This window comes from Levilactobacillus bambusae (assembly GCF_003124125.1).
GTDB classification, from domain to species: domain Bacteria; phylum Bacillota; class Bacilli; order Lactobacillales; family Lactobacillaceae; genus Levilactobacillus; species Levilactobacillus bambusae.
This window is the reverse complement of sequence record NZ_QCXQ01000001.1, coordinates 110,656-131,870: the sequence shown is the minus strand read 5'-3', so window position 1 is coordinate 131,870 and position 21,215 is coordinate 110,656. Positions and strand designations below refer to the sequence as shown.

Below are 21,215 nucleotides of genomic sequence, written 5' to 3'. Positions count from 1 at the left end.
AGAAATAGCAACCGATTAGAGGTTTTTTTCAACGTAATCACGAGTATTTTGCCTGTCTTTTTCTAATTGTGCAACTAATTCATCAACCGTTTCAAACTTCACTTCTCCCCGAAGTCGATGCTGCCAGCGGACGTTAACCCGCTCCCCGTAAAGATTACCGTGAAAATCAAGGAGATTCATCTCAACGGTTAGGGGCCGATCATCACCAAACGTGACGTTATACCCCACCGAAGTCATCGTTTCGTACCAATGGCCACCCACTTCAATTTCGGCAACGTAAACCCCGACGCCCGGTAGCCAGGTGCCAGCATCATGAAAAATATTAGCCGTTGGAAACCCCATGGTTCGACCCCGGGCTTCACCGTGAACGACTAGTCCATGGGTCACGTACTGATAACCGAGCAAATCGTTAGCCGCATCAACGTCACCGGCATCAAGGGCGCGCCGAATCCGACTGGAACTAATTTTTTGGTTCGCTTCATCCAGCTCTGTCACGGTTACCACGTTAAAACGTGATTGGGCGTAAGCAGGCAGATTGGCCATGGTTGCCACTTCTTTGGGACCGTAAGTATGGTCAAATCCCGCAACGACGGTCGCCGGGTGCAGCCGCATTAAACAGTCATCAACGAATTGTTGGGGAGACTGTGCGGCGAACTGACCGGTAAAATCAGCTACAAAAACGCGGTCAACCCCTAAGCTTTCAAAGTGTTCCATTTTATCCGTGGGCAGCGTTAAATACTGCATGTCCTCCGGTTCAACCGGGCGAAAAACAAGCGCCGGGTGATGATTATAGGTTAGGACTGCCAGTGGGAGTCCCATTTGTTCAGCGATTTGCTTTGCCTGATGAATAACGGCTTGGTGCCCCCGGTGGACACCATCAAAGAATCCCATAGCTAACACTACGGGTCCGGACGGTAATGGTGCAGGGTCCATTGGGTAATGAATCGAATAAATTTCCACTATTTTTCCCCCTCATCCACAAGATTAAACATTTTTAACGGCCGGTATAATCCCTTGGCGTCATCCCACTGATATAAACAACGGGTCTGATCTTGGTGCACTAACGCCACCTGGGCAAAAGGCTCCTCATCCGGGGTTTGATTCAGTTCATCTGGCGATAGAAAGACCCCGTTTTGGACAAGCCGCCAAACCCTTTGGTCAACTGATACGTGCGGATAATCCGTCAGGGCATAGTCTAACGGGCGCAGTAAGTGACTAAGGCTGCCATCAGCAACTGCCTCTTTAACCTCGTCTAAGGTCACGGTGTCATCTAACGTAAAGCCCCCCGATTCCTGCCGGGTTAAGTCAGACATTACCGCCGGCACTCCTAGATAGCGCCCAACATCCACCGCTAGGGTTCGGACGTAGGTCCCTTTGCTACAAGCCACCTCAAAGGGAAACGTTAGGGTGCCATTGTTTTGATCAAATAAAACGGTTCCCGTTCGTCTAAAACTTTCAACATGAATCACGCGGGTTGGTCGGTCAACCGTTTCTCCCGCTCTGGCATACTCATAGAGTTTACGACCGTTAACCTTGACTGCCGAAAACATCGGCGGCGTTTGCTGTAGATCCCCCGTCATCTGGGTCAGGACCTGATCAATTATCGTTTCTGAAAGTGGTTCAGTTAACCGTTTCCGCTCGACGATCTCGCCGTCTAAATCCTCAGTGGTGGTTGAAAAGCCCAGTGTGATGCTCCCAGTATACCGCTTGCCAGATGCCATGAGATAATCGACCACCTTGGTTGCTGCGCCAATACAAATGGGAAGTACGCCATCGACGTTCGGATCAAGCGTTCCACTATGTCCCACCTTCTTCGTGTGCAGGATGCCTCGCATCTTTGCAACACAGTCGTGACTTGTCATACCGCGTTCCTTATACAACGGGATAATTCCGTTCATGTTTTCGCCTCCGTTTTAACAAAAAAAACTGGGAATCGTCTGTCCAGAGTCAACTCCAGCACAGATGATTCCCAGTATCCGTTCATTAGCTTATGATTTGTCCTGTGAGTCACGTTCTAATTGGTTAATCAATTGATCGATATGGCTACCATACTGAATGGATTCATCCCGCTCAAACGACAACTCAGGCGTCTTAAAAATCCGAAGTCGTTGGCCTAATTCATGCCGAATTAATCCCGTCGCCTTGTCTAAACCAGCCTGAGCTTTTTCACCGTCGGACGCTTTATCAGACAAAATGCTATAGTAGAGGGTCGCTTGTTGGTAATCGCCGGTAACGTCAACCCCGGTAATGGTCACGCCCTGAACCCGAGGATCCCGAATGCGTTTTAACAGAATATCGTTGACTTCCCGCTCAATTTCCTGCGACAAACGCCCCTGTCTGTAATTTGCCATTGTGATTAACTCCTTTATTAGTCGATCGGAACTTCCTTCATCACGTAAGCTTCAACCACATCGTTGACCTTAACGTCATTGAAGTCCTCAATCGTTAATCCACACTCAAAGCCCTGCTTAACTTCTTTAGCATCGTCCTTGAAGCGCTTCAAACTCCCTAATTGGCCCTGGTAAACAACAATTCCGTCACGAACGAGGCGAACCAGACAGTTCCGTTCAATTCGGCCGCTAATGACCATTCCACCGGCAATCGTCCCAATCTTTGAAGCCTTGTAGATCTGACGAACTTCGACTTCACCAATGACTTCTTCCTTGTAGGTCGGTTCCAGCATCCCCTTCATGGCCGCTTCAATTTCTTCGATGGCATTGTAGATAACGGTGTAAAGCCGAACATCGACATCGTCACTATCTGCTTGAGCCTTGGCCTGGGGGGTTGGTCGGACGTTAAACCCAACGATAATGGCGTTGGACGCTTCCGCTAAGGTAACGTCACTTTCATTAATGGCACCAACGGCACTGTGGATAATATTAACCCGAACACCATCGACATCAATCTTGCCTAAGCTTTGGCTCAGGGCTTCAACGGAACCCTGAACATCTGCCTTAACCACAATGTCCAGTTCCTTCATTTCGCCTTCCTTCATCGTATCGAAGAGGTTATCTAAAGTCACATGGGTCGTTTTATTCCGTTCAGCCATGAGTGATTCCTTGGCCCGTTCTTCACCAGCTGCCCGAGCCGTCTTCTCGTCATCGAAGACCACGAATCGGTCACCGGCTTCTGGGACATCATTTAAACCAGTAATTTCAACTGGTGTTGACGGCGTCGCTTCAGTCAGGCTTTGACCACGCTCATTAGTCATCGTCCGAACCCGGCCAAAGGCATCCCCAACCACGATGGGATCCCCAACGTGCATCGTTCCTTGCTGAACCAGTAAGGAAGCAACCGAACCCTGACCTTGATCCAGTCGAGCTTCAATCACTGACCCAGCCGCATTTTGCTCTGGATTGGCCTTCAATTCCATCACATCAGACTGTAATAGAATCATATCCAATAAGTCATCAACGTGCTCACCCGTTTTAGCTGAGATTTGGACGAAGATGGTGTCACCACCCCAGTCTTCTGGAATTAAACCGTATTCGGTTAGTTGTTCCATAACGTGTTGTGGGTTAGCACCTGGCTTATCGATCTTATTTACGGCAACAATGATTGGCGTTTCAGCGGCCTTAGCATGGTTAATCGCCTCAATTGTTTGAGGCATTACCCCGTCATCAGCAGCAACCACCAAAATTGTAATATCAGTTACCAATGCCCCACGCGCCCGCATTTCCGTAAAGGCAGCGTGCCCCGGCGTATCCAAGAAGGTGATTAATTGATCATTGTAATTGACCTGGTAGGCCCCAATGGCTTGGGTAATCCCACCTGCTTCACCGGCAGTAATGTGTGAGTGGCGGAGATAATCAAGCAACGTCGTTTTACCATGGTCAACGTGCCCCATGATGGTCACAACCGGAGCGCGGGTTACTTGATGCGCCGTATTGTTTTGCTCATCTTCAAACATCTTATCGATATCCGAAACATCCACTTCGATTTTTTCTTCGGCTTCAATTCCGTAATCAGCTGCAAGAATTTCAATGGTTTCAGAATCCAAGGATTGATTTTGATTCGTCATAATTCCCATCATGAAGAGCTTCTTAACAATTTCGGCTGGTTCACGGTGCAGAATTTTCCCAAGGTCTTGGGCGTTCATGCCAGTGGTGTAGTAAAGAACCTCCGGCAGAGCCTTATTCTTCCGCTCAGGAGCTCCCTTACGCTGAGTCGTTTCCTTGAGTCGGTTATTCTTCTTGTACTTGTTTTTGTTATTATTATTGCGTCGCTGGTTGTTTTTCCGGTTATTCCGGCCACCATGGCGATTATTAGTCTTCTTATTATTATTCAAGCTGCCACCAAATCGTCCAGTCCCTGTATTCCGGTCATTAAGCCGGCCTTCAGACTGGGTATTTTTATTTTGTTTATTCGTTGTTGTTTTCTGAGTATCTCGTTGCCGGTTTGATTGAGGCGTTGTCACCTGTTTATCCCGGGATTGATGAGGTTTTTGACCTGACTTTTGCGCCTCATTCTTTTGACTCTGTCGTCCATCGGCCCGTTTAGGTGCCTTCTTAACGGCTGCCGATCCCTTTGACTGCTGGTTTGTCTGCTTGGTGTACGCTGCGCGCAACTGACGCTCTTCGTTGTCACCGAGCGTTGACATGTGGTTCTTTACGTCAAATCCTAAGCCATTGGCATGGGAAATTAAGTCCTTGCTAGGGACGTTCAATTCCTTAGCCAGCTCATAAATTCGCTTTTTCCCCATATCATCACTCTCCTTTTCAAACTAAGACGGTAATTGCGCTAGCGTTCCTAACTAAGCAACGCCTTCAATTTGTCAGCAAAACCGGCATCCTTGATCGCAACCACCGTTCTTTTCATTCCGATTGCTGCACTTAGATCAGCCTTCGTAAAGGTTTCATCAAGTGAAATTTGATAACTCGCTGTTTTATCCCTAAACTGCTTTAACGTATTGTCACTGGCATCATTGGCCAAAATAACTAACTTAGCCGATCGATCCCGAATACTAGCTAGCGTGAACTGTTCTCCAGTCGTTAGCTGACCGGCCCGCCGCACCAAGCCTAAAAGCTGTTGAGCTTTCTCCTGGTTAGTCATTGTTGAATAGTTCCTGCCGGGCCTGTTGGTGATCCACGTATGCAATGAGGTCATCGTAGAACGAATCATCCAACTTAACGTCAAAAGCCTTATCAAACGTCTTTTGGGTTTTAGCCTTCTTGGCAACCTCCACATCAAGTGAAATGTAAGCCCCCCGACCAGATTTCTTACCGGTAGGATCCAAGCTTACCTCACCAGTTGAGGACCGAACTACCCGCACCAGCTGCTTCTTAGGAACCATCTCACCAGTTACGATGTCTTTGCGTAACGGTACCTTTCTCTGTTTCATACTTAAGCCTCCGCTTTAGTCGTTGTTATCACCGTCATGATCTTCAGCCCATTCTTCAATGGCATCACTGATACTTGCCCGATCCTCGGCATCCCCTTCACGGTATGCGGCTGAATCTCCCACCTCTTCAAAAGCGGTGGCATCTTCGGCATAGTCGGCTTCATCATTTGTGGCTTCTTCCTCGGCCTCAACAAATAACTTGTTATCTGCAGCCGGATCACTAACCATGTTTTCTCTGGTCATATCAACGTCGGCATCCGCTTCATCAGCGGCAACCTCAGCCTCAAGATCCGAAATTTCTTGATCCCGTTTGTTAGCCATTGATCCCATCACATCCTCAGCTTCAGATTCTGGTTTAATATCAATCTTAAACCCGGTAAGTTTTGCCGCTAATCGAGCGTTCTGCCCCCGCTTACCAATGGCTAACGATAGCTGATAATCTGGGACAATAACGGTACAGGCATGCTCATTTTCGGGATCAAAGATGACATCTAATACCTCCGCCGGATTTAAGGCGTTAGCAATAAAGGTCGCAGCGTCCTCGGTCCATTCAATGATGTCCATATTTTCGCCACTTAGTTCGTTTACAATCGCTTGAACCCGTGAACCACGGGGACCAACGGTTGTTCCCACTGGATCCACATCCGGGTTGTTCGATCGAACGGCGACCTTTGACCGGTCACCGGCTTCACGAGCGATCGAAACGATTTCGACCGTACCGTCGTAAATTTCAGGAACCTCTTCTTCAAACAACCGTTTCAGCATTTCTGGCTGGGTCCGTGAGACAAAGACCTGAGGTCCCTTTGCCGCATTCTCAACCCGGGCGACATAAACCTTAATTCGGTCATGAATCCGGTACGTTTCATTCGGCATTTGGTCTTGGCGACCCATAACGGCTTCAACCTTGCCTAAACTAACGTAGACAAACCGGTTATCCTGCCGCTCAATTTCCCCGGTAACGACTTCACCGTCGTAGTCACTGTATTGTTCAAAAATATTTTCGCGTTCAGCTTCGCGCAACCGTTGCATAATAACTTGCTTGGCCGTTTGTGCAGCAATCCGGCCGAAGTTCTTGGGTGTGACTTCAAACTTCACGTCATCACCGACTTCATAACCCCGATTAATGGCCACAGCATCGTCTAAATTCACTTCAAGCCGTGAATCATAGACTTGGTCAACCACTTTTTTAACGGCGTAAACGTGAACGTCACCCTTTTTACGGTCAAATTCAACCTCTACGTTTTGGGCCTGGCCGTAGTTCCGCTTGTAAGCTGACGCTAAAGCGGCTTCTAGTGCATCAATCACAACGTCCTTTTGGATCCCCTTTTCGGATTCAAGGCTGTCCAGGGCGCCTAGCAGCTCTTTACTCATGTCTCGATTCTCCTTTGTTAAAACTTAATTGCTAACCGTGCTTTAGCAATTGCATCGCGAGGGATGGTGAAGGTTTTGAACCGTCCCTTTAAGTTAACCTCTAAATCTAGGGTTTCCTTAGTTAGGGATTTCAAGGTTCCTTCATACATTTTTCGACCATCGAGCTTCTGGTATAGCGAAACATGGATGTAATCGCCAACCGCCTTTTCGTAGTCACTTTCATTCTTTAAGGGGCGCTCTGCACCTGGTGAAGAGACCTCTAAGTAGTATGCCTGTGGAATTGGGTCTGGATCTAAGGCGTCCAATTCCTCACCCAGCTCGTCACTGACCTCAGCACACTCGTTAATGGTAATTCCACCTTCTTTATCAAGGTAGACCCGCAAATAAAAGCTCTTGCCTTCCTTAACAAATTCAACATCAACCAGTTCTAAGCTCATTTTCTTAGCAATTGGCAGAACGAGTTCCGTTACCGTTTCAACAACTGAACCCAAATTCACACCTCCATTCAGTTTTTTTCAATAAAAAGAGTGAGCATCGCTGCTCACTCATTTAATAACGAGTTAATTTACATCTCATAATATAGCACAATCATTGATCTAATACAAGTTTAACCCAATGGCCTACATCATATCGAATAAACTCAGCTGATTTTCATCCGGTAATTGATCCAAAACGTGATTTTCCGTCATGTAATCAATTAGGGTCTTTGATACCTTTCCCCGGTTTGCCAGGTCTTCCTTGGATAAAAATGGCTTATCTTCCCGAGCCGCCACAATTTGTTTTGCAACGTTAAGCCCCAACCCAGGCGCCGCTCTAAATGGCGCAATTAGGGTCTTACCATCAATTAGCCATTCCGAGGCATCCGACCGTTCGATATCAATCATCTGAAAGTCGTAGCCCCGTTCAAGCATTTCATTGGCTAATTCAAGCACCGTTAAGAGGTTTTTATCCTTAGCACTCGCATCCCGTCCCATGTCGTTAATTTCCTTCATCCGGGCCTTAACCGCTTCTTTCCCCTTGGACATGGCCACTAAATCAAAGTCGTCTGCCCGAACGGAGAAGTAAGCGGCGTAATAAGTCAACGGAAAGTGAACCTTAAAGTAAGCTACCCGCAAGGCCATCAGCACGTAAGCGGTCGCGTGGGCCCGGGGAAACATGTACTTAATCTTTAAGCAGGAATCGATATACCACTCAGGAACGTTTGTTGCCCGCATTTTTTCCTGCCACTCGTCAGGAATTCCCCGGCCCTTCCGAACGTGTTCCATGATTTGAAAGGACGTTTCAGAATCCAGTCCATAGTTAATTAAGTCGGTCATGATATTATCCCGACACCCGATAACATTGGCAATCGTCGCGGTCCCATTCTTAATTAATTCTTCGGCATTTCCCAGCCAAACATCGGTTCCGTGGGACAACCCAGAAATCTGCAGAAGTTGTGAATAGTTTTGGGGGTGGGTTTCCTCTAACATCCCCCGAACAAACCGCGTTCCAAATTCTGGGACCCCTAAGGTACCCGTCTTGGATTGAATTTGTTCCGGGGTCACCCCGAGCGTTTCCGTTCCGTTAAATAACCCCATCACACCGGGATCATCCATTGGGATGGACTGGGGATCAATACCGGATAAATCCTGCAGCATCCGAATCATCGTGGGATCATCATGCCCTAAAATATCAATTTTTAAAATATTATCGTGAATGGAATGGAAATCAAAGTGGGTTGTCTGCCACGCTGCACTTTGATCATCGGCCGGGTACTGGATCGGCGTAAAATCGTAAATATCCATATAGTCCGGCACAACGATGATTCCGGCAGGGTGTTGGCCCGTGGTCCGTTTGACCCCGGTTGCTCCCTTGGCGAGCCGATCTTCTTCGGCCCCCCGGAAAGTTGTTTCCTTATCCCGTTCATACGCTTTGACGTACCCGTACGCTGTCTTATCAGCAACCGTCCCAATAGTTCCGGCCCGATAAACGTTTTTTTCACCGAATAGAACCTTCGTGTAGTTATGGGCAATTGGCTGATAGTCCCCGGAGAAGTTCAAATCAATATCGGGAACCTTATTTCCTGTAAATCCAAGGAACGTTTCAAACGGAATATTATGACCATCGCCAATCATATGGGTGCCACACTCCGGACAGTCCTTATCCGGCAGGTCAAACCCCGAACTGTATTCCCCCTTCGTATAAAAGTGGGAATACTGACAGTTAGGGCACCGGTAGTGCGGTGGTAACGGATTAACTTCCGTAATTCCCGTAAAGGTGGCCACTAAGCTAGACCCAACCGATCCACGGGAACCAACTAAATAACCATCCTTATTGGACTTCGCAACTAACCGTTGAGAAATTAAATAAATGACGGAGAACCCATTTCCGATGATGGATTTTAATTCCTTGTCCAACCGTTCCTGCACAATATCAGGCAGCTCTTCACCATACCAAGCGTGAGCGGTGTCCATGGTCCGTTTTTTAATCTCATCTTCCGCCCCCGCCATTCGTGGCGTATAGAGTTTGTCCTTTAATGGTTCGACCTCTTCAATCATGTCGGCCACTTGGTGGGTATTTTCAACCACAATTTTATGTGCAGCGTCCGCCCCCATAAACGCAAACTCTTCGAGCATTTCATCCGTTGACCGGAAGTGAAGGTCGGGAAGCTCTTGCCGGTTCAGGGGGTTAGCTCCCCCCTGGGAGTTAATTAAAATCTTCCGGTAGATAAAATCTTCCGGGTTCAGGTAGTGGACGTCACCCGTGGCAACCACCGGCTTATTGAGGTTGTCTCCTAGCTTAACCATATTATTCAAAATATCTTCCAGGTGTTCTCGATCCGCAATTAACCCGGATTCAATGAGGGGCGCATAGGCCGCTGGCGGTTGCACCTCGAGGTAATCATAGAACTTTGCCCGGGCTTCGGCTTCAGCCTCCCCCTTCTGCATCATCGCCGTAAAAACTTCACCAGACGAACAAGCAGACCCCACGATAATCCCCTCGCGTAAACGTTCTAGTTCACTTCTTGGAATCCGTGGTACCCGGTAATAATATTGCACGTTCGACATTGAAATCAGCTTGAACATATTCTTTAATCCAGCCTGAGTTTGAGCCAGCAAAATTGCGTGGGATGGCCGCGCATGTTTATAGGCGTCATTTTCCGTCATGTGGTCGTTCAACTGGTCATGGAACTGAATCCCGTACTGCTCTTCCGCATCCTTAATGAAAATATAATTCAGGTGCCCCGTTGATTCAGCATCATAAACGGCCCGGTGGTGATGTTCGAGCGCCACCTTAAACTTCTTCGCCAACGTATTCAACCGGTAACTTTTCAGGTTGGGATACAAAAACCGGGCCAAGGTTAGGGTATCAATAATCGGATTGGTAATTTCTTCCATGTTATGTCGTTTATAACCCGTATTCATAAACCCCATATCAAAGGTAACGTTATGACCAACAATTATAGCGTCCCCGTACCACTCCCGAAATTCCTTGAAAACCTCTTCTTCGCTCTTACTTCCCTGCACCATTTCATCCGTAATACTTGTTAGTTCAGTCGTTTGATCGGACAGGTGAAAACCGGGATCAATAAACTCTTCAAATTGATCAATGACATTGGCCCCCTGCATTTTAACCGCAGACAATTCGATGACCCGATCATAAATGGCGGATAAACCAGTCGTTTCCGTATCAAAAATAACGTAAGTCGCATCATTTAGGGGGACGTGGGCGCTATTAAAAGCAATGGGTTCACCATCGTCCACTAAGTTAGCTTCAACCCCGTATATCATCTTTAAATCCGTTTTTTTAGAGGAATTAAATGCCTCTGGAAAAGCTTGGACGCCGGCATGATCAGTCACGGCTAACGCCGGCATTTGCCACTTGTTAGCCTGCTGAACGTAATCCGAAATGGGGTTCGTCGCATCCATTTGGCTCATTGAGGTATGGAGATGTAATTCAATCCGCTTATCATTTTCTGGTGCCGAATCCTGGCGTTCCGCATGCCCGACCTGATTAATGTCACGTGCATTTAACACTAAGTCACGCAGATACGTATCTTCCTGGATTCCCCCGCGAACCTTAACCCACATGCCCTCTTTAACCGCCGCAAACTGGGCTTCGTCATCTTTATCGTGTGAGAACTTTTTGACAACGATTGAGGAAGTATAATCCGTAATCTTAATCGTGAGGAGTTGGCGGCCCGATCTCAAGACCCGAATTTCCTTATCAAAAATATACCCCTCCAAAACCACTGACCGTTCTTCTTCAACGATGTTAATCATTTGCATGGTTTCTTCATTCGGTTTGATCTTATGGCCAATCTGAACCGGCCCTGAAATAGGGCCGGGTTCGCCAGATACGGCCGCCCGCTTTTGACTCGATTCCTTAATGGCTGCAGCCGCCTTCTTAGCTCGTTCAGCATCCTTGGTGGCTTTCTTTTCCTTGAAATCCTTAATCATTTCTTGGGACGCCGTTTCATCCACCATCACGTGAATGTTAAACGTTGGAAATCCCGCGGCGTGATAAGCTGACTCAATAGGGCCCAATGCCTGATTCGTTAAAAAGTCCTTAATAATTTCATTTTCCGCCATTAAAATAACCCGGTCGCCATCCAGTTTAGGAACCCTAGAGTTCATTAAAGATTGGGTCATGTTGGATTGGATGTTACTGTGCGTCACAACCCAGTCCCAATAATCACCCAGTAGCCGATCGGTCATTACCGGATTTTCAACCTGGATCCAGTCACTAACCTTGGCAATTTGGTTAAACGAGAGCGTTAACCGATTTTGAAAATCAGTAAAAACGTCAAACGGCAGTATCTGGGGGAGCTTTAGGTAAAATTGCCAGCGGCGCGTTTTTTCATGAACGTCTAGCCGGTCAATTTCTGCACCCTCAAAGTATGGTTGGTTTTCCTCACTGCCAAGCTGCAGCTGATCCAACAACTTGGTAAATAATTCGTGATGACTTAACCCCACAATAAGACTCCTTTCATTGTTCCTATGAGCTAAAAAAGGGATGGACACCAAGTCCAAGCCCTTCTTCAGCTGATACACCTATCTTAGTCAATTTCTTTAAACAGAATCTCAACCGTATTATTAACTTCATCCTTAATAACTTCCACGGTTTCACCGGTCTTGCGAATTTTCAATTCAACAATTCCATCTTCAGCCTTTTTTCCAACCGTAATTCTAAGCGGAATTCCAATTAAATCAGAATCGGCAAACTTAACGCCAGCGCGTTCCTTACGATCATCAACCAACACTGAATATCCAGCCTGAGTTAAGGTAGCCTCTAATTCCTTTGCCAACTCAACTTGACTTTCCTGCTTAATATTAACGGGAATAATATGAATGTCAAACGGTGCAATCGCCTTCGGCCAAACGAGCCCCTTATCATCCGCCGATTGTTCTGCAATGGCGGATAACAACCGGGAAACTCCGATTCCATAGGACCCCATGACCACGGGTACTTCACGACCATTCGCATCTAAAACGTTTGCACCCAATGCCTTTGAATACCGGGTACCCAACTTAAAGATATGCCCAATCTCAATGCCCTTGGTAAACTTTAAGACGCCGGAGCCATCAGGTGATACGTCACCCTCCTGAACAAACCGTAGATCTGCGTAATCATCAACCCGAAAATCCCGTTCAGGATTAGCATTGATATAGTGGTGGCCATCTTCATTTGCCCCAACTGCAACATTCACCATGTCGCGAACGTACTGATCCGCAACGATCTTAATGTCTTCACCAACGGCAACTGGGCCTAAGGAACCAAAGTTCGCTCCTAGATAATTTTGTGCATCTTCAGGGGTTGCCATATCGAGTGTATCAACATCCAAGAAGTTCTTCAGTTTGATATCGTTAACTTCATGATCCCCGCGAACCAGAACCATTACGGGCTGCCCATCCGCCAAGTAAAGCATGCTCTTGACTAATTGATCTGCCGATGTCGCTAAGAAGTCCGCCAGTTCGTTAATACTTTTAACGCCCGGGGTTTCAATTTTTTGCAGGGTCCCTAACGCCGCGTGAGACTTTTTAGGCACGTAAAGGCTGGTGGCCATTTCTAAGTTTGCCGCGTAGTCTGAGGAATCGGAGTATACAATGGTATCTTCTCCAATTGGTGCAATAGCAGAAAACTCCTTGGAGTCCTTTCCGCCCATCGCTCCTCCGTCCCCAATAATGGTCCGGTAATTAATTTTCATACGGTCAAAAATAGCTGTGTACGCCGATTCCATTTGATTATAGATGTGATCAAGATCTTCATCATCAATCGTAAAGGAATAGGCATCCTTCATAATAAATTCACGGCCACGCAGTAACCCATACCGGGGCCGGTCTTCATCACGGTACTTAGGCTGAATTTGGTACAACAGCAGGGGCAGCTTTTTATAGGATTTCACCGTATCACGAATGATCGTTGTAAAGGTTTCCTCGTGGGTTGGTCCTAAGATAAAGTCGGTGTCGTGCCGGTTCTTAAACTTAAACAGAGTGGGACCGTAAGTTTCATACCGGCCGGATTCCTGCCACAACGACGCTGGTAAAACGGTCGGGGTTAACATTTCAACGGCGTCAATATTTTCCATTTCACGCCGAATAATGGTTTCCATGTTCGTTAACACCCGAAAGGCCAACGGAAGGTAAGCGTACATGCCCGCCGTAACTTGTTTGATATAGCCAGCCCGCAGCATCATACGGTGGCTTAACGCCTCTGCGTCGCTTGGAACCTCCTTTAAGGTCGGAATTAACATTCTAGATTGTTTCATACTCAATACCCCTTCACTCTGAGTTTACCTATCTAATAAAGTAACGTTCAATATCGTTCCAAGTCACCAACACCATTAAAATAACCAAAATAGCGACCCCAACTAAGGTAATAATGGTCTCCACTTTTTCGGATAACGGCTTACGTCGAATGCCTTCGATAATATTCAATAGTATTTTACCACCATCCAAGGCCGGAATTGGAATCAAATTAACAATTGCCAAATTAATCGACAAAAAGGCCAAGAAGTTAAGCACGCCAGCTAAGCCCATTTGGGTTGCCTGAGAAGTAGTGGCAAAAATAGCCACGGGACCCCCTAAATCGTTTAACGAAAAATGCCCTGAAACCATGACCCATAGTGCACTTAAAAGCTGAAGCGTCATACTCCAAGTCTGGGTAAAGCCGCTCAGGACCTTGGCACCAAAACTAGTATCTAAGTGTTCCGTAACGCCAATCACTCCGTAGGCCTTCCCGTTGCTGGTCTTTTTGTCTGGCGTAACCGTAATTTGCTTCTTTTGGTTTCCCCGTTGAATGGTCATCGTCGTCTTCTTATCCGGATTTTTTTGAATTTGCTTCGTTAAATCCGCCCAATTTGCGGTCTTATGTCCGTTAACGGCGGTGATTCGGTCACCTGATTTAATCCCTGCTTCCTTAGCCACAGAGTTAGTTGGGGTCGGCGTGACCTGATTGCTACCCGTTCCAACCCCTCCTTGGACAAAGGCAAGCAGCATGAAGGCCACGATAGCTAGAATAATGTTATTCATCGGTCCCGCAAAATTGGTCATTAGCCGGTGTCCTAGCGAGGCCGATTGAAACTGAACGTCCCTTGGTGCAATTTGAATTTCGGTCCCATCAGCTTCGATAATCGTTGCATCATGGTCGACCGGGTACCGTTTTAACGTTGACTCATCCCCGTTTTCGTACCCTTCAATCCAGAGATCATCCTCTAAATCCGTTGCCGTTACCTGCATCGGAATGCCGTTAAACAGCGCCGTTTTTTTGCTCGTATTGATTCGGCTCACCTTTTCATCACCGTTTAAAAACAAGCTCACTGGCGTACCTGGTTGGATCTCTTCTTCATCATCCTGAGCACCAGCCATTCGAACGTAGCCACCGACCGGTAATAATCGAATTGTATAGGTCGTTCCATTTTTATGAGTCGCAAAGATTTTTGATCCCATCCCAATGGAAAATTCCCGGACCAGGATCCCGGAACGTTTTGCAAAGTAAAAGTGACCAAACTCATGCACGGTAACCAGAATTCCGAACACAATGATAAACACAATAATTGTTAAGATCACTGAAATCGTTCCTCCCTTTTTTAAGTCAGATATGCATTAGAGTATCGTACTTAAAGTGTCAGACGCAAGTAATTTTGTCAGCCCTAAATTAAACCGAACAGGTGGACGATTGGCAGGACTAATAGCAAGCTATCAAACCGATCTAAAATTCCACCGTGACCGGGTAAAATTTTACCCGAATCCTTTACCCCGTAGTAGCGTTTCAGTGCGGACTCAATTAAATCCCCCAACTGGCCCACAATTGAGAAGATCAGGGTCAACCCGATCATTGAACCAATTCCATGACCGGCAAACGGGAAAAAGTAGGCAAAGATAACCCCAACTAAGGTCCCTAATAGCGATCCGCCAATTGATCCCTCCCACGTTTTATTCGGACTAATGTGGGGAGCCAACTTATGTTTACCAAATTGACGGCCGAAAATGTAAGCCCCTGAATCCGTTGACCAGACGATAAAGAGGACGTAGAAAATCGCCGCTACACTGACACTACGGGCCGCAATAAAGTAATGAAAGCCCATCCCAACGTAAAGCATTCCTAACGTCAAAACGCCTGCATCATCAAATGTGAATCGATTTTTAGAAAATACGGTCCAAAGCAGTAATAAAATAACAAATAAGTAAAAAATAAAGGCGTCCGACAACCGACTGGATAGTTGTGACATCCATGTCGTGGGAACAATCAATGCAATCACACCCAGTGCACTGATAAAGGCCTCCGGCGAAACTAACAGTTTCTTTTTCATAACTAGTATTTCACTCATGGCAACTAAGCCTAAAACAATCGCAGCTAAGTCTACCCAGCCATGTCCCGCAAAAATAATCGGGATAAAGATTAATAGGGCGACTACCGCCGTCGTAACACGTTGCTTCATCGTTAAACATTCTCCTTAACGTTTATTTCTAAACGATTATTTTTGGTTTTCATCTGGCTCAAGCCCACCAAAGCGTCGGTGCCGTTGCTGGTAGGTTTGGACGGCCTTCGCAAGTGAATCCCCGTTGAAATCCGGCCAGTGTTCCTTCACAAAAACAAATTCGCTATAGGCAATTTGCCAAAGTAAGAAATTAGAAATACGTTCTTCGCCACTTGTTCGAATAAGGAGATCAGGATCCCGGTATTGCCCTAAACTAGCGGTCATTAAAACGTTAGAGATCATTTCATCGTCAATTGCCGTGGGATCTAACTGACCATCCGACACCTGCTGAGCCAGCCTCTTGACGCCCGTCACAATCTCTGCTCGACCACCGTAGTTTAACGCAAAGTTCAAAACCATCCCGGTACAGTCTTTAGTATCTTCAATCGCTCCTTGTACCGCCTGCTGGGTCTTTTCAGGTAACTGATCAGTGTACCCCATCACCCGAACCCGAACGTTATTTTTAACTAGGTCCGGCACAAACGCACTAAAAAAGTCGGTAGGTAATTTCATCAGGTAGTTCACTTCATCCGTTGGCCGTTTCCAGTTTTCCGTTGAAAAGGCATACAACGTCAAGACTTTGACCCCCATCTGACTAGCAGCCATCGTCACCGTTTTAACGGTCTCCATCCCCTGCTTATGTCCGGCAATTCTTGGCATGTGACGGGACTTTGCCCACCGTCCATTACCATCCATAATGATTGCAATATGGGCCGGAATGTTATCCGGATCTAACGAAATTGTCTGAGAATCTGTTTCAGGTTGATTTTTACTTAAAAAAGAAAACAAATCGCACCTCCAAGTTAGTGTCTCCAACCTAATATGATAACAAAAAAAAGAGCGGGAAACTACCCGCTCAGAGTCTAATCTCAGGTTTTGAAAAATTTAATGAAAGATTAAGCTAGCATCCGCCATTCACCGTGGTTCGTATCAATCAAGGTTTGGAAGTATTGCAGAATCTGATTGGCATCATCACCGCTAATACTTCCCACCATATTCAGTCCTTGTCCGGTTGGAATAGGATCGGACAAATCAGTAATTTGATTTTCATCCTCAATGGTCGCCTGTGAAAACGAAATAATCCAGTCTTCACCGATTAACTGGGCAATAACAAAAAACATATTTAAATCACCGTTGACAAAGGCGGGTTCAGCATAGACCCCCTCCTGGATTTCTTGTAACTGGCCCCCGTTATAGTTAAACAACGATTGATTTTCGTCTGTAATTGGACCGTTTAACCGAAACACCATCTTAGCAAATTCATCAGACCCCGGTTGAATTTCAACGTTTTCATCATTATTTTGATCAGCCATGCTTAACCGCTCCCTTCGAAATTAACCTTCGAGAATTTCCTTTTCTTTGTCGCTTGCAATCTGTTCGACAGCTTTAATTGCAGTATCAGTTTCTTTTTGAACCTGATCCTCTAATTTATGCCATTCATCATCCGTATAGTCGCCATCTTTATGTCCCCGTTTTAACGTATCCATTGCATCACGCCGAACGTTCCGGACCGCAACCTTACCCTGTTCAGCCGTTGCCTTCACCTGCTTGGCAATTTCTTGCCGCCGCTCCTCAGTTAAGGCTGGTACCACTAGCCGAATTTCTTCACCGTCATTCGCCGGTGTTAAACCGACGTTGGCTGCATAAATCCCATGTTCAATATCATTCAACGCAGATTTATCATAGGGCTTGACCAGTAAAACCCGGGCTTCAGGAATAGTAATGGCCGCAATTTGATTTAACGGCGTGGGTGCCCCGTAGTAATCAACGGTAACATTATTTAATAAACTGGCATTAGCCCGGCCAGCCCGAATCGTTCCTAATTCACGTTCTAGGGCTGCCTCGGCCTTTTGCATTTTATCCTTTGCCGTTCCTAATACATCATTATCAGCCAACTTTATTTCCCCCTTACTGTGGTTCCAATCTTTTCACCTTGAACCACTTTTCGAATGTTACCAGGTTCGTTCAGATTAAAGACGACTAACGGAATATCATTATCCATTGATAGTGAGCTGGCCGTTGTATCCATAACATCGAGTCCCTGATTAATAATATCCATTTGTGATAACTCATCAAACTTCTTTGCTTCTGGATCCTTCCGGGGATCAGCCGAATAAATCCCATCCACGCCGTTCTTAGCCATTAAAATAGCATCAGCATTAATTTCTGCTGCACGTAACGCCGCAGCGGTATCCGTGGAAAAGTATGGGTTCCCCGTTCCACCTGCAAAAATAACAACTCGATCTTTTTCGAGGTGCCGAATGGCTTTTCTACGGATGTATGGTTCCGCAATTTGACGCATTTCAATGGAGGTTTGAACTCGCGTTGGAACCCCAATTGACTCAAGGTTATCCTGCAAGGCTAACGCATTCATAATGGTTGCTAGCATGCCGATATAATCGGCCTGGGCCCGTTCCATTCCCATTTGAGCGCCAGCTTCACCGCGCCACATATTACCTCCGCCAACAACAATACCAATTTGGATTCCAAGATCGAAGACGTCCTTAATTTCCTCAGCGATTGTTTTGATGACTGGTGGATGAATCCCAAACCCCTGGTCACCTGCAAGTGCTTCACCACTGAGTTTGAGTATAATTCGTTTGTATTTTAAATCCGCCATTTAGCATCCTCCTATGTTTGTGTCCGTACTGGTGATAATTTTATCATAGATTACGGCACGACAACAGGTTTTAACCCGACTTCACCAAGAAAAAGAGCTAGGGCCCAATGAATCGGGACCTAGCTCTTTTTACGGCATAAACCTTAGTTTTTAGCGTCGTTAATTTGTTTTTGAACTTCGTCAGCTAAGTTGCTTTCTTCAACTTCAATTCCTTCACCGACTTGGTAACGGATGAAGCTAACCAACTTACCGCCCTTAGAAGCAACGTATTGTGACACAGATTGGTCTTCGTCTTTAACGAAGGCTTGATCCGCTAACGTCACTTGTGAAAGGTACTTGTGCAAACGGCCTTCCACCATCTTCTTCACGATGTTTTCAGGCTTTCCTTCGTTCAAGGATTCCTGGGTAATAACTTCGCGTTCGTGATCTAACCGGTCTTCTGGAATGGCTTCCTTGTTCAGAAATTCTGGGTTGATAGCAGCCACGTGCATAGCTACATCCTTAGCGGTAGCCTCATCGGCCCCATCAAGAACAACTAACGAAGCGATTAATCCGCCTTGGTGTAAGTATGCGCCAAAGACTTCACTGTCGCTTTTTTCAACGAGTTGGAAACGACGTAGTTGGACGTTTTCACTCGTAATCTGAGTGGTCTTGATGATTTCTTCGCCTAAAGTATCACCGTTTGACGTTGTTAAAGCTAAGGCAGCTTCGTTATCAGCAGGCTTGCCCTTAACAATCGTTTCAGCGGTTAATTTAACTAAGGCTTGGAAGGTGTCGTTCGTTGCAACGTAATCTGTTTCAGAGTTAACTTCAACAATTGCAGCGGTGTTGCCATCAACAGCAATTCCAGCTAAACCGTTAGCAGACGTGTTACCGCTCTTCTTTTGAGCCTTCATAACACCTTTTTCGCGTAAGAAGTCAATTGCGGCAGCCATGTCGCCATCGGAAGCAACGAGTGCCTTCTTAGCATCCATCATACCAACTTGTGTCTTATCACGTAATTCTTTAACTTGTTGTGCGGTTACCTTTGCCATGAATAATGGCCTCCCTTTAAAAATAGTTCATCACAATAAAAGACTGACCCAATTCCCAGGCCAAAATTGGTCCTAAAAATTGAGCCAGCCCAGCACTAATTAATATTTGGATAATTAGTCAGATACTAATTGCAAATCGTGAGTGTTATTCGTTCTTGCCTTCTACAGCATCAACGATTTCTTCCATTGACTTGCCATCAGCTGCCTTCTTGGCACCTTCAGCAGCAAAGTCAACGTCATCTTCACCTTGACGGCCTTCAATAATAGCGTCAGCCATCTTAGAAGTGATCAAACGAACGGCACGAATAGCATCGTCGTTAGAAGGAATGACGTAGTCAACATCGTCTGGATCAGCGTTAGTATCAACCATCGCAACGATCGGAATGTTTAACTTTTGGGCTTCGTTCACAGCAATTGCTTCCTTGCGTGAGTCAACCACAAACATAACGTCAGGAATCTTTGGCATATCTTCGATACCGCCTAAGAAACGTTCCAACTTATCAGTCTGCTTCTTTAATAAAGAAACTTCCTTCTTTGGTAAGATGTCAAAAGTCCCATCAGTAGCCATCTTCTTCAAGCTCTTCAAACGAGCAATCCGCTTTTGGATGGTTGACCAGTTAGTTAAAGTTCCACCTAACCAACGGTGGTTAACGTAGTATTGGCCTGCCCGAATAGCTTCTTCTTGAATCGTATCTTGAGCTTGCTTCTTAGTACCAACGAACAGAACAACGGCACCCTTTGAGGATTCGTCCTTCATGTAGTTGTAAGCAACTTCAATCATCTTCACCGTCTTTTGTAAGTCGATGATGTAGATTCCATTACGTTCCGTAAAGATGTATTCCTTCATCTTAGGGTTCCAACGACGAGTTTGGTGACCAAAGTGGACACCGGCTTCAAGCAGTTGTTTCATTGTAATAACAGCCATAAAAATTTGCCTCCAAATAGTTTTTTCCTCCCCCACGATCCATTACCTTAAGAACTCTCTCGAGCACCGCTTAAAGTATTACGTGGAGTGTGAATTGATGCATCGCACCGACAATTAGTATATCTAATCCCCCATCAAAAAGCAACTAGTTTTCAATCGTTAGACGGTTTGCAAAATATTACAAATATGTTACAATACTGACCAAGATTGAGGAGGTCACCAATACTATGATAAAAGCGGTCGTTTTTGATCTCGATGACACGTTATACGATCAATTCTACCCATTTAAATCTGCACTTACGGAAACCTTCCCGGACCTTATGCCAACCCTTGACGCAATGCAGGCCTTTAACGTTTACCGGCAGAGCAGTGCCGCAGCCTATGCGAAAGTCGATCAGGGGCGTTGGACGCGGGATGAAATGGCCCAAAACCGGGTTAACCTCATGCTCCAAAAGCAAGCCGTCCCCCCCGTTACCATGGCCGAAGCCCTGGATTTTCAAGTTTACTACTGTGCCAACTTAGAAGAAATTACTCTTTTTCCTGGGTTTCGGACGGCCTTTGATGAATTAAGCCACCAGTTTGAACTCGGAATTATTACGAATGGCCGCACAGAGCACCAGTTAAAAAAGATCATGCAGTTAGACCTGCCACGCTGGTTCAAACGAGAAAACGTTCTGACCAGTGAAGAAGCGGGGATCGGTAAGCCCAACCCAGAAATTTTTACGATGATGAACCGCCGACTTGGCTTACGAGCAAGTGAAATGGCCTACGTCGGTGATTGCTATTCCGCCGATATTTTAGGTGCCAAACGGGCCGGATGGCGATCATGTTGGTTTAACCATCGCCAATTCGAAGAGTTAGACAGTTCTCTAATTCCGGATCAAACCGTTGCAGACGATCAGGATTTGTTCAACCTCTTGCTGGCATTAGCCAGTTCTAATACGGAAGAACCCGCATAAAAAAGT

At 46.1% G+C, this 21,215-nt stretch carries 18 protein-coding genes and 2 pseudogenes; 1 reads left to right on the top strand and 19 read right to left on the bottom strand.

Going from position 1 to position 21,215, the window contains the following annotated elements; all coding sequences use genetic code 11:
- Positions 1–15: 15 nt before the first annotated feature.
- The 19 genes and pseudogenes from ribF to rpsB form a co-directional block, all read right to left on the bottom strand.
- Positions 16–960 (bottom strand): riboflavin biosynthesis protein RibF, encoded by a 945-nt coding sequence (gene ribF / locus DCM90_RS00755; protein WP_109249451.1) that lies wholly within the window; start codon positions 958–960, stop codon positions 16–18.
- Positions 960–1,898: a tRNA pseudouridine(55) synthase TruB gene (truB, locus tag DCM90_RS00750; protein ID WP_109249450.1), complete on the bottom strand. Its 939-nt coding sequence runs from the start codon at positions 1,896–1,898 to the stop codon at positions 960–962. The genes ribF and truB overlap by 1 nt, the downstream gene beginning before the upstream one ends.
- A gap of 90 nt (positions 1,899–1,988) precedes the next feature.
- Positions 1,989–2,351, bottom strand: a complete 363-nt coding sequence (rbfA, locus tag DCM90_RS00745) for a 30S ribosome-binding factor RbfA (RefSeq protein WP_109249449.1) — start codon at positions 2,349–2,351, stop codon at positions 1,989–1,991.
- 17 nt (positions 2,352–2,368) lie between these two features.
- Positions 2,369–4,201, bottom strand: a pseudogene (infB, locus tag DCM90_RS00740) (translation initiation factor IF-2); the annotation flags it as partial.
- 389 nt (positions 4,202–4,590) lie between these two features.
- Positions 4,591–4,702: pseudogene (locus DCM90_RS10205) on the bottom strand (translation initiation factor IF-2 N-terminal domain-containing protein); the annotation flags it as partial.
- A gap of 47 nt (positions 4,703–4,749) precedes the next feature.
- The gene (locus DCM90_RS00735; protein ID WP_109249447.1) at positions 4,750–5,052 is read right to left on the bottom strand and encodes a L7Ae/L30e/S12e/Gadd45 family ribosomal protein; all 303 of its coding nucleotides are present in this window, start codon (positions 5,050–5,052) and stop codon (positions 4,750–4,752) included.
- The gene (gene rnpM, locus DCM90_RS00730) at positions 5,045–5,341 is read right to left on the bottom strand and encodes an RNase P modulator RnpM (RefSeq protein ID WP_109249446.1); all 297 of its coding nucleotides are present in this window, start codon (positions 5,339–5,341) and stop codon (positions 5,045–5,047) included. Before rnpM ends, DCM90_RS00735 begins: the two co-directional genes overlap by 8 nt.
- A gap of 15 nt (positions 5,342–5,356) precedes the next feature.
- Positions 5,357–6,712 (bottom strand): transcription termination factor NusA, encoded by a 1,356-nt coding sequence (gene nusA / locus DCM90_RS00725; protein ID WP_109249445.1) that lies wholly within the window; start codon positions 6,710–6,712, stop codon positions 5,357–5,359.
- 17 nt (positions 6,713–6,729) lie between these two features.
- A complete protein-coding gene (gene rimP / locus DCM90_RS00720) occupies positions 6,730–7,203 on the bottom strand; it encodes a ribosome maturation factor RimP (RefSeq protein WP_109249444.1) in 474 nt (157 codons plus the stop codon).
- A 129-nt stretch (positions 7,204–7,332) separates the two neighbouring features.
- Complete coding sequence (locus DCM90_RS00715; RefSeq protein ID WP_109249443.1) at positions 7,333–11,667, bottom strand: PolC-type DNA polymerase III; 4,335 nt, start codon at positions 11,665–11,667, stop codon at positions 7,333–7,335.
- Positions 11,668–11,750: 83 nt separating this feature from the next.
- Complete coding sequence (locus tag DCM90_RS00710; protein WP_109249442.1) at positions 11,751–13,460, bottom strand: proline--tRNA ligase; 1,710 nt, start codon at positions 13,458–13,460, stop codon at positions 11,751–11,753.
- A gap of 28 nt (positions 13,461–13,488) precedes the next feature.
- Complete coding sequence (gene rseP / locus DCM90_RS00705; RefSeq protein ID WP_109249441.1) at positions 13,489–14,760, bottom strand: RIP metalloprotease RseP; 1,272 nt, start codon at positions 14,758–14,760, stop codon at positions 13,489–13,491.
- 83 nt (positions 14,761–14,843) lie between these two features.
- On the bottom strand, positions 14,844–15,632 hold the full coding sequence (locus DCM90_RS00700) for a phosphatidate cytidylyltransferase (protein WP_109249440.1): 789 nt from the start codon (positions 15,630–15,632) through the stop codon (positions 14,844–14,846).
- Between the two features lie 36 nt (positions 15,633–15,668).
- The gene (gene uppS, locus DCM90_RS00695) at positions 15,669–16,460 is read right to left on the bottom strand and encodes an undecaprenyl pyrophosphate synthase (protein WP_109249439.1); all 792 of its coding nucleotides are present in this window, start codon (positions 16,458–16,460) and stop codon (positions 15,669–15,671) included.
- A gap of 107 nt (positions 16,461–16,567) precedes the next feature.
- On the bottom strand, positions 16,568–16,984 hold the full coding sequence (locus tag DCM90_RS00690) for a hypothetical protein (RefSeq protein WP_109249438.1): 417 nt from the start codon (positions 16,982–16,984) through the stop codon (positions 16,568–16,570).
- A 21-nt stretch (positions 16,985–17,005) separates the two neighbouring features.
- The gene (gene frr, locus DCM90_RS00685; protein ID WP_370738405.1) at positions 17,006–17,527 is read right to left on the bottom strand and encodes a ribosome recycling factor; all 522 of its coding nucleotides are present in this window, start codon (positions 17,525–17,527) and stop codon (positions 17,006–17,008) included.
- A gap of 41 nt (positions 17,528–17,568) precedes the next feature.
- On the bottom strand, positions 17,569–18,291 hold the full coding sequence (pyrH, locus tag DCM90_RS00680; protein ID WP_109249436.1) for a UMP kinase: 723 nt from the start codon (positions 18,289–18,291) through the stop codon (positions 17,569–17,571).
- A 143-nt stretch (positions 18,292–18,434) separates the two neighbouring features.
- The gene (gene tsf / locus DCM90_RS00675) at positions 18,435–19,325 is read right to left on the bottom strand and encodes a translation elongation factor Ts (RefSeq protein ID WP_109249435.1); all 891 of its coding nucleotides are present in this window, start codon (positions 19,323–19,325) and stop codon (positions 18,435–18,437) included.
- Positions 19,326–19,470: 145 nt separating this feature from the next.
- Entirely contained in the window at positions 19,471–20,250 is a 780-nt protein-coding gene (gene rpsB / locus DCM90_RS00670) for a 30S ribosomal protein S2 (protein ID WP_109249434.1), read from the bottom strand.
- A gap of 227 nt (positions 20,251–20,477) precedes the next feature.
- Here rpsB and DCM90_RS00665 point away from each other — a divergent pair, with 227 nt between their 5' ends.
- Positions 20,478–21,209, top strand: coding sequence for an HAD family hydrolase (locus tag DCM90_RS00665; protein ID WP_109249433.1), 732 nt, complete (start codon positions 20,478–20,480; stop codon positions 21,207–21,209).
- Positions 21,210–21,215 lie beyond the last annotated feature (6 nt).

Bases quoted from the DNA above. Each gene is read 5' to 3' on its own strand.
- DCM90_RS00665 (WP_109249433.1), top strand. From the start codon at position 20,478: ATGATAAAAGCGGTCGTTTTTGATCTCGATGACACGTTATACGATCAA.
- rbfA (WP_109249449.1), bottom strand. From the start codon at position 2,351: ATGGCAAATTACAGACAGGGGCGTTTGTCGCAGGAAATTGAGCGGGAA.
- DCM90_RS00710 (WP_109249442.1), bottom strand. From the start codon at position 13,460: ATGAAACAATCTAGAATGTTAATTCCGACCTTAAAGGAGGTTCCAAGC.
- rpsB (WP_109249434.1), bottom strand. From the start codon at position 20,250: ATGGCTGTTATTACAATGAAACAACTGCTTGAAGCCGGTGTCCACTTT.
- DCM90_RS00735 (WP_109249447.1), bottom strand. From the start codon at position 5,052: ATGACTAACCAGGAGAAAGCTCAACAGCTTTTAGGCTTGGTGCGGCGG.
- frr (WP_370738405.1), bottom strand. From the start codon at position 17,527: ATGCAAAAGGCCGAGGCAGCCCTAGAACGTGAATTAGGAACGATTCGG.
- rnpM (WP_109249446.1), bottom strand. From the start codon at position 5,341: ATGAAACAGAGAAAGGTACCGTTACGCAAAGACATCGTAACTGGTGAG.
- pyrH (WP_109249436.1), bottom strand. From the start codon at position 18,291: ATGGCGGATTTAAAATACAAACGAATTATACTCAAACTCAGTGGTGAA.
- tsf (WP_109249435.1), bottom strand. From the start codon at position 19,325: ATGGCAAAGGTAACCGCACAACAAGTTAAAGAATTACGTGATAAGACA.
- DCM90_RS00690 (WP_109249438.1), bottom strand. From the start codon at position 16,984: ATGGCTGATCAAAATAATGATGAAAACGTTGAAATTCAACCGGGGTCT.
- truB (WP_109249450.1), bottom strand. From the start codon at position 1,898: ATGAACGGAATTATCCCGTTGTATAAGGAACGCGGTATGACAAGTCAC.
- DCM90_RS00700 (WP_109249440.1), bottom strand. From the start codon at position 15,632: ATGAAGCAACGTGTTACGACGGCGGTAGTCGCCCTATTAATCTTTATC.
- nusA (WP_109249445.1), bottom strand. From the start codon at position 6,712: ATGAGTAAAGAGCTGCTAGGCGCCCTGGACAGCCTTGAATCCGAAAAG.